The sequence below is a fragment of the Sphingomonas sp. genome (assembly GCF_025353885.1).
Taxonomy (GTDB): Bacteria; Pseudomonadota; Alphaproteobacteria; order Sphingomonadales; family Sphingomonadaceae; genus Sphingomonas_O.
Genome location: NZ_JANXNX010000002.1, coordinates 1 through 8,882, shown reverse-complemented (window position 1 = coordinate 8,882; position 8,882 = coordinate 1). Strand labels below are relative to the sequence as shown.

Annotated in this window: 7 protein-coding genes and 1 pseudogene; 5 read left to right on the top strand and 3 right to left on the bottom strand. The window is 61.3% G+C overall.

Annotated features, from left to right (window positions below; all coding sequences use genetic code 11):
* Window positions 1-700 (top strand): SDR family oxidoreductase (locus Q0R02_RS00100; protein WP_293879734.1); only part of this gene is annotated, 700 nt, incomplete at its 5' end.
* On the opposite strand, the gene Q0R02_RS00095 is transcribed toward Q0R02_RS00100, so the two are convergent.
* Window positions 697-1,539: an alpha/beta hydrolase gene (locus Q0R02_RS00095; RefSeq protein ID WP_293879733.1), complete on the bottom strand. Its 843-nt coding sequence runs from the start codon at window positions 1,537-1,539 to the stop codon at window positions 697-699. The genes Q0R02_RS00100 and Q0R02_RS00095 overlap by 4 nt on opposite strands.
* 46 nt (window positions 1,540-1,585) lie before the next feature.
* Here Q0R02_RS00095 and Q0R02_RS00090 point away from each other — a divergent pair, with 46 nt between their 5' ends.
* The 3 genes from Q0R02_RS00090 (at window position 1,586) to Q0R02_RS00080 (ending at window position 5,476) form a co-directional block, all read left to right on the top strand.
* Window positions 1,586-2,416 carry a HupE/UreJ family protein gene (locus tag Q0R02_RS00090; protein ID WP_293879731.1) on the top strand — a complete coding sequence of 277 codons (831 nt, stop codon included), beginning with the start codon at window positions 1,586-1,588 and terminating at the stop codon, window positions 2,414-2,416.
* Window positions 2,413-3,051, top strand: coding sequence for a hypothetical protein (locus Q0R02_RS00085; RefSeq protein ID WP_293879729.1), 639 nt, complete (start codon window positions 2,413-2,415; stop codon window positions 3,049-3,051). The genes Q0R02_RS00090 and Q0R02_RS00085 overlap by 4 nt, the downstream gene beginning before the upstream one ends.
* A gap of 79 nt (window positions 3,052-3,130) precedes the next feature.
* On the top strand, window positions 3,131-5,476 hold the full coding sequence (locus Q0R02_RS00080) for a transketolase (RefSeq protein ID WP_293879727.1): 2,346 nt from the start codon (window positions 3,131-3,133) through the stop codon (window positions 5,474-5,476).
* Between the two features lie 4 nt (window positions 5,477-5,480).
* Here Q0R02_RS00080 and Q0R02_RS00075 read toward each other — a convergent pair whose 3' ends face one another.
* Window positions 5,481-7,937, bottom strand: coding sequence for a PAS domain-containing sensor histidine kinase (locus Q0R02_RS00075; RefSeq protein WP_293879725.1), 2,457 nt, complete (start codon window positions 7,935-7,937; stop codon window positions 5,481-5,483).
* 180 nt (window positions 7,938-8,117) lie between these two features.
* Window positions 8,118-8,351: pseudogene (locus tag Q0R02_RS13765) on the bottom strand (PAS domain-containing protein); the annotation flags it as partial.
* A 300-nt stretch (window positions 8,352-8,651) separates the two neighbouring features.
* Between Q0R02_RS13765 and Q0R02_RS00070 the strand changes: the two are divergent.
* Window positions 8,652-8,882, top strand: a 231-nt coding sequence (locus Q0R02_RS00070; RefSeq protein ID WP_293879723.1) for an ATPase domain-containing protein, incomplete at its 3' end; no start/stop codon positions are given.

The following is an 8,882-nucleotide window of genomic DNA, read 5'->3' as shown; positions in this document are numbered from 1 at the left end:
ACTTATCGAACGGGCGATCAAGGGCGTTGACACCGTTTATCACGTCTGCCCCGGCATTCAGCCGCGCGAACGTGAGATCGGCTTTGCCTGGATCGATGCCGCGCACGTGGCCGGTGTTAGGCATTTCGTCTTCAGTTCGGTGCTCCACGCCATCCTCAGCGAATTGGTGCAACATCGGATCAAGCGCCAAATCGAGGAACATCTGTTATCGTCACACCTTGAATTCACGATCCTCCAGCCGACGATCTACATGGCCCCGCGCCGGTTCGAGCGGATCTTTGAAACCGGCATCCTGCGGGCGGGATGGTCGCTCGAACGACACCAATCGCTGATCGACATCGGCGATATCACCGACGTCGCCGCCACTGTGCTGACGGACGGCGAGTCTCACTTCGGAGCCACATACGAATTGGCGGCTCCCGGCCGATATACGGCGCATGACATGGCGGCGATCATCGCTGAACTTCTCGGCAAAACGGTTACCGTCGAACGCATCGGTGCCGAGGCTTATTTGCAGGGCCTGTTCCCCGACCGCGATCCCGGCACGATGCCCTTTGAAGTGAGCGTCAGCCAATCGCTGTCGGCGCGCTACAGCAGCAACGATTTCATCGGCAACCCGAACGTGCTGACCTGGTTGCTGGGTCGGCAACCTCGACGCTTCGAAGAGTTCGTGGCGTCATATGGCAGCAAGCCCGCCTAAGACACCTCACCGCAGCGCACCGCGAACCTCAACTGCTCGCGCTGAAACGCCGCGCCGATGGTGTGGAAGTCCAGGCAATGCCCCATGCCGGTCGCCATAGCGGCATCGACCAGCGGGCTCTGCGACAGCGCTTTCTCGAACAGTTTCACTTCGTCCTCATCGACCAGCCACAGCCGGTCGAATTCGCCCTGACGATAATGCACCGGCACGCGGATCGCGCCGAGTACGTTTTCGGCATCGCCGGCCCAGTTGCTGACGATATCGACGATCTCGACGCGCGGCACGGTTCGATTGGCGATCCGCGCCGCTGCGGGCGCTTGCGGGTCGTAGCTCCCCTCGGGCCCGAACATGACGCCGTCCTTCACCTCGTCGGGCAGGCCGACAAGATCCTCATCGGGAAACGACTCCCACATCGCCTTATGTTCGGATGGTGTGCGCATGCCCACGCCCGAGACCGCAAGGCCGAGCAAAGGCAGGTCGCCGGGATTGCTCGCCGCAAACAATGAAATTGCAGCGCCGATCGAATGGCCGATGACGAAAAGCCCGGGCCGCCCCTCGCCATGCAGACGCCAGATATCGCCCAGTGCGCCGACCAGAAATTGCCCCTGCCCGCGCAGCGTCATTGCCGATTTGGCCAGCAACGGCGTGTCACCATAGCCGGCACGGTCGATGGCAATGATCGGCAGATGGTCCGCGACCGCACGGTCCAGCAAAGAGTGGCCGGGAACGTCGAAATACGCAGAATCATAGGTCCCGCCGTGGACCGCAACGATAAGTGGCGCCGATGAATCGGCATCATGCAGCCGTGCCCGTCCTGAGACCTGTCCAAATTCAAGCATCCGCCGTCCTCCCTTATTTTCGGCATCATCTCGCGCCGATCCGCGCGTGACCAGTTGCGGACTGACCGGGGGCGATACCGATAGCGCATCGGTTTTTATTTCAGACCATCTCGTCTTGGGCATAGGATCGGTAAATGCGTGGGATGATGGCAGTTTTCCTGACGAACGGACTTTGACGCGGTTGCGCCACTTATGGGTCGCTCTCCTGCTCGGTGCCGCAAGCATGCTTTGGGCCAGCGAAGCGGCGGCCCATGCGATCGGGGGACGTGATGCAGCGTTTGTCGCGGCGACGCATGGCGCTGCAATCGGACCGTTCCTGTATCTCGGCGCCAAGCACATGGTTACCGGCTACGACCATTTGCTTTTCCTCCTGGGCGTGATCTTCTTCCTCCGGCGCTTCCGCGACGTCGTGCTCTATGTCTCACTTTTTTCGCTCGGGCACAGCATCACCTTGCTGACTGGTGTGCTGTTCGGGTTCGGCCTGAACAGCTCTCTCGTCGATGCGATAATCGGGCTGTCCGTCGCTTATAAGGCGTTCGACAATCTTGGCGGCTTTCAGCGTCTGGCAGGATTTCGACCCGATCCGCGCGCGGTTGTTTTCGGTTTTGGGCTTGCTCACGGCCTTGGACTTGCGACGAAGCTCGAACAGTTGCACCTCAACCGCGAAGGTCTGGTTGCGAACCTGCTCGCTTTCAATTTCGGTGTCGAGCTGGGGCAGATCATCGCGTTGTCGGTCCTGCTTGCGGTCATCGTCACCGCACGACGCTCACGGACTTTTGGATCGATGGCCGTTGGTGCCAATTGTGCCATCATGGCTGCCGGGTTCGTGCTGATCGGCTACCATCTGTCGGGCTATGTTTGGGGAATTGCTTCGTGACAAATCTCACCGAAATCGAAGCTCCTCCGCTAGCACGCCGCACTATTCTGAATGTGACAGCACTCGCGCTGGCCGCCGCCGTTGCAATTCTGCTCGTCGCGGTGTTGCCGGCCGAATTCCATCGCGATCCGACCGGCCTGGGGAAGGCAACGGGCATTGCCGCATTATGGGCACCCGAAGAGACTGTCGTCACGGCCACTCAGTCGGGCCAGCCAGCGCAGCGCAGTTATTCGACCCCATTTCGCAGCGACACGCTCGATATCGATCTCGGCGACAGCGACCGGCAGGACGGTCGCGAAGCCGTCGAATACAAGGTCCGCGTGACGAAAGGCTCCACGTTCCTCTACACCTGGCAGGTCGTGCGCATCGCCGACCCACAAGAATTCTACACCGAATTTCACGGCCATACCGTCGTCGCGGGTAGGTCCATGACCGTCGCGAACTACCGCAAGGCAACGGGTGCGTCTGACAACGGCGTACTTACTGCGCCCTTCGATGGTGTTCACGGGTGGTATTTTCAGAACCAGTCGGCGGGGCCCGTCAAAGTCCGGCTGCGACTTTCCGGTTTTTACACATTGATCCCCGATGGCCTGCCGGGCAATGAAGCGGGCCTGCACGCATCGCCCGTTCGTTGACAGTCCGCGATACCGGGCACGCATCGGTTCTTGCGACGCGCTATCTCGCCCCGCACAAGTTGACCGCTAGAGAGCCAAGATGAACGATATTCAGACCAAGTCCCGCCCGCGCGAAGATACGATAGCTGCGCTCGAACTCCTCGACACGCGTCTGCGGTGGCTGTCGTCCTGGACCGTGCATAACGCCAATCATCTTCGTCCCAAGCGCGACGGGCTGAAGGTCGGTGGGCACCAGGCAAGCTGTGCCTCGATGACGGCGATCATGGCGGCGCTGTATTTTCACGCGCTCCGCCCTCAGGACAAGGTCGCGGTCAAGCCGCATGCCGGGCCGGTGCTGCACGCGATCCATTATCTGCTCGGCAGCCAGTCGCTCGATCAGCTCCAGCGCTTTCGCGGCCTTGGCGGCGCACAGAGCTATCCCAGCCGCACCAAAGACCAAATCCCCGTGGACTTTTCAACCGGGAGCGTGGGCCTGGGCGTGGCCGCAACCGCGTTCACCAGCCTCGTGCAGGATTATCTGATCGCGCACGGCGCGATGGCGGAGGCCGACGCAGGCCGCATGATCGCGCTCATGGGTGATGCCGAGCTTGACGAGGGCAATATCTACGAATGCCTGATCGAGGGTTACAAGCACGACATCCGCAATTGCTGGTGGATCGTCGACTACAACCGCCAGTCGCTCGACCACACGACCGCCGACCGCATGTTCCGCCGCTTCGACGATATTTTTGAAACCTGTGGCTGGCGCGTCGTCACCCTCAAATACGGCAAGCGGCAAAAAGCGGCGTTTGCACTTCCCGGCGGCGCGGACCTTCAGGACTGGATCGATACCTGTCCCAATGTGGATTTTGCAGTGCTGACCTATCAGGGCGGTGCCGCATGGCGCGCTCGGCTGACGGCGGACGTGGGTCACAAGCCGAAGTTCGCAAGCCTGCTCGCGCGCTACGACGATGCCGCGCTCGCCGAATTGATGACAAATCTGGGGGGGCATTGCGTCGAAAGCCTGATCGAAGCGTTCGACGGCGCGCAGGATACGCTCCCGACGCTGTTCATCGCCTATACCATCAAGGGGTTCGGCCTGCCGCTCGCGGGGCACAAGGACAATCATTCGGGAATGATGAACCCGCCGCAAATCGCCGCGCTTCGAGACAGCCTCAACATTGCCGAAGGTGCCGAGTGGGAACCGTTTGGCGGTCTGGGCGACAACGCGGCGGCAACCTTGCGCGCCTTTATCGGCCAAAGTGCGCTGGCGGTAAAATCACCCGAGCCGCGCGCGGCGGCCATTCCGGTCCCTCCCATCCCAACGCCTGATGGGAGCAACCAGTCGACGCAGGCTGCCTTCGGTCGCATCCTGCTGGACCTCGCCAAATCGGGCGCGCCGCTTGCAGATCGTATCGTCACCACCGCGCCCGACGTCACGCAAACGACCAACCTCGGCGCGTTCGTCAACCAGCGGGGATTGTTCCGCCGCAGCGAACTGGCCGACGTCTTCAGCAAAGCGAAAATCCCGAGCGCGCAGAAATGGGCGGGCCATGCCGCTGGCCAGCACATCGAACTGGGCATCGCCGAAAACAATTTCTTCCTGATGTTGTCGTCGCTGGGATTGGCGGCACCGCATTTCGGAACGCGCCTGATTCCGGTCGGGACGGTTTATGATCCGTTCATCGCGCGCGGGCTCGATGCGCTGAATTATGCCTGCTACCAGGATGCCCGTTTTCTGCTGGTTGGGACACCCTCGGGCCTGACGCTGGCGGCAGAGGGCGGTGCCCATCAGTCGATCAACACGCCCTTGATCGGCATGGGCCAGCCGGGCCTCACGGCCTATGAGCCAGCCTTTGCCGATGAGCTGGCGCAGATCATGCAGCATGGTTTCGGTCATATTCAGGCTGATGACGGCGGCTCGGTATATCTGCGACTGACGACACGCAGCATTGAGCAAGTTGCGCGCACGGACGACGATTGGCGCACGGGCGCGCTGGCTGGCGGCTATTGGCTTCATAAACCTGCGCGCGGCGCAGAGGCGGCCATCGTCTTCAGCGGCGCGGTGGCGCCTGAAGTCCTTCATGCGTTCGAAAGTCTGAAAGACGACCTGCCGGGTCTCGGTCTGCTGAATGTCACGTCACCCGATCTCCTGCATCGCGGCTGGTCGGCCCGCCGGGCGGCGCGCTGGACGGGAACGCCTCCGCCGCCATCCTATGTCGAAACGCTGCTTGCGCCGCTGTCACGCAGCGCCGGGCTGATAACCGTTCTCGATGGCTCTCCTGCCGCGCTGTCGTGGCTGGGAGCGGTTCGTGGTCAGCGGGTCAGTCCGCTCGGCGTCGATCGTTTTGGCCAAACCGGCGATCTGTTTGACCTGCAGCGCGTTTATCGGCTCGACGCGGAAGCGATCATCGATGCTGCGGCCGAGCTTTTCCTGGGCGAGTGATCACTTACCCGCCGGGCTTGCTAAGCATTTCCCGAACCTTCTGCATCAGATCATCAAGCGCAAAGGGTTTGGTCAACAGTTCCATACCCGGGTCGAGATGACCGTTCCCAACGGCGGCGTTCTCCGCATAACCGGTGATGAAAAGCACCTTCAATTCGGGGACAATCGCGCGCGCGGCGTCCGCGACCTGCCGCCCGTTCATACCGTTGGGCAGTCCGACGTCCGTGATCAAAAGATCGATAGGTACTCCGGACCGAATGACTTTTAAGCCGGCCGGGCCGTCCGCGGCCCCGATCACGGCATAGCCAAGATCATCCAGCACCTCTTCGACCAAGTGGCGAATCGTCGCCTCATCGTCGACAACCAGCACGGTTTCGCCTCGGCCTTTTGTATCGGCCGCCACTATGTGCGTGGCCTCGAGGTCGGGAGCATCACCCAGAAACCGAGGCAAATAGATGCACATGGTGGTGCCCTGGCCAACTTCGGAATAGATACGCACCTGGCCACCGGACTGACGTGCAAATCCATAAATCATGGATAGGCCGAGACCCGTTCCCTGGCCCATCGGCTTTGTTGTAAAGAACGGTTCGAACGCATGCTCGACCACTTCGGGCGTCATGCCGGTCCCGGTATCGGTTACACAGATGGACAGGTATTGACCGGGAGCGAGATCGCGCTGCTTGGCGGTGCGCTCGTCGAGCCACCTGTTCGCCGTCTCGATCGTAATCGCGCCACCGTCTGGCATCGCGTCGCGCGCGTTAATGCACAAGTTCAGCAACGCATTCTCTAGCTGCCCCGGGTCGATCATTGCTGTCCACAGACCCACTGCGCCCACGACGCGAATATCGGTGGTCGGCCCAACCGTACGTCGGATCAATTCTTCCACGCCGGCGATCAGACGGTTCACGTCGGTAGGCTTGGGATCGAGCGTCTGGCGGCGCGAAAACGCCAGAAGACGCTGCGTAAGCGACGCGGCTCTACGCCCCGCCCCCTGTGCTGCCGTGACGAAGCGATCCACATCGTCGAGACGACCCCGCGCGATGCGCAGTTGCAGCAGTTCAAGGTTGCCCATGATGCCGGTCAGGAGGTTGTTGAAGTCATGCGCGAGCCCGCCCGTTAGCTGCCCGACGGCCTCCATCTTCTGAGCCTGACGCAGCGCATCCTGAGCCTGTTCCAACTCCTCGGCGGCGGCGCGGTCTGTGGTTATGTCACGTCCGGTTGCGTAAACCAGCTCATTTGCAGGAGCCGCGACCCAGGATATTATCCGTACCGAACCGTCCACGTGGCGATAGCGGTTCTCGACCCGCGGGAACTCCCCCCCGGCCGCCAGCTTAACGGTTTTGACGGTATCGTCATGATCGTCCGGCATGACGAATTCGTTGACGTGATGCCCGACAAGCTCCTCCGACGAATAGCCAAGCAACGTCGTCCAGGCCGGATTCACACGGCGGAACACCCCCTCGAAATCCAGCACGACCATCAGGTAGGGCGACGTGTCCCACATCCGGTCTCGTTCCGCGGTCCGTTCGGCCACTTGCTGTTCGAGCGTGTCGTTCAGCTCGCGCAACCGAACTTCGATCTCCTTATTGGCGGTTATGTCGCGGGAAATGGAGAGCAGTTTTTCGGGCGTGCCGTCCGGGCCCGTCATGGCGGTGACGATGACATCCCACCAGCGGGGAGTCCCCTTTAATGTGGTCGCAAAACCCTGAAAGCGACCGGTGCCGCCGCGCTTGGCCTCCGCGACGGCCGTTCTGGCCATCGCATGTTCTTCGCCTTGCCAGAAGTCAGGCCAGCAGGTGCCCTCGATCGCCCCGAAATCGTCGACCTCCATGACGCACATTCCGCCCTCGCTCATGAATTCGAGACGGGCATCCAGATCAAGCACTTTGATGCAGTCAGCGGAGCTAGCGAGGATGCGGCGGGTGAATTCCTCGCTCGCATGGAGACGGTCATCAACGGCACGGCGCTCGGTCTCGTCGCGGGCGATCTTGATAAATCCCTCGACCGCGCCTCGTGCGTCGTGAAGCGGTCGCACCGATCCGTTCGCGTAAAAGCACGATCCATCCCGGCGTATATGCCAACGCTCGTCGATCGCGTAGCCCTGCTCTTTCGCGGTTCGTAGTTCACGGGCCGGCACGCCCTCGGCGCGATCCTCAGCCGTAAACAATATCTCCGCGGGTTTTCCCACGATCTCAGCCGCTGGCCAGCCAAAGACCGCTTCCGCTCCCGGCGTCCAATCGACGATCGTGCCGTCGAGCGCGGTCACGAATATCGAATGATCCGTAACCCCCTCGATCAGACGGCGATTGCGCTCCTCACTTGCCCGCAGCGCCGCGGCCGCCGTCCGCTCGCGGTCAATGACCGCCTGTTGGTCGCGCGAGGGCTGATCCAGTACGTGAGCAGCGCCGCGGAGTTGAACCGGCTCAGTCACCTCCCCTACTTGATGAATGACCAGCGCCACCTCGCCATCATCACCGAGTACCGGGCTGTTGACGGGACTCCACCAGCGCTCGACGAACCGACCTTCGGTATCGCGGACCGCGTAGCGTTGCACCGGCATGACGTCCGCCTCGCCACTTGCCAGGACGCGCCTTAGCGATGCTTCAAGATTACGCGTCCCGTCCGCCTCTGGATCATCGGGGTCATCCGGAAACACCTCGAACAATTTATAGCCGATCTGCCCGGCTCGCGTTGTGCCGGTAACCTGCAGACGTGCCTCGTTTGCAGCAACGATAGTCCACTCCGGTGGCTGTAGCACAAGAAAGGGAGTCGGGGCGGCCTCGAACAGCGCGCGAAAGATCGGATCACTTAGCGCGCCGCCGCTGGAAAGCGGGTCGGACGCGGGTTCCGACGCTGACGCGTTTGCCGATGTCATATGGATTTTGTTCGTCCTTCTTGAATGTTCAATCTCGGAAATAATGCTTCGCCAAAAAGGTGTGGCCCAAAAAGGTTTGGCGATGACGATATTACGCAGACCTGGTTCAACGCATGGCCACGAAAAAGGTCGCTTGGAAACATATGATGCCGGGTGTGGCACCCCGACCGGCCAAAAGGCTAAGGCAGAAAACATACCCCGGAAATCCGTGGAATTTCGACAAGGGCTGTTTTAACTGGAGAACTTTCATCCTTGGCCTATTGTCCAGTGCCAGGGTCCGAGCCTGTCCGGAGATAAGAGATGAACGCAAAGCTCGGGATTGACGTCGACGAGATCGACGATGCCCCGCGGATTTCGACGGGGAGTGTCGGCCTGGACGACATTCTGGGCGGCGGGATCGATACCAACCGGCTCTACCTTTACGAAGGTCGCCCGGGCAGCGGCAAGACGACCATCGCCATGCAGTTCCTGTTGGAGGGCGCGCGACTGGGCGAGCGGGTTCTTTACATCACGCTGTCAGAGACGAGGCGT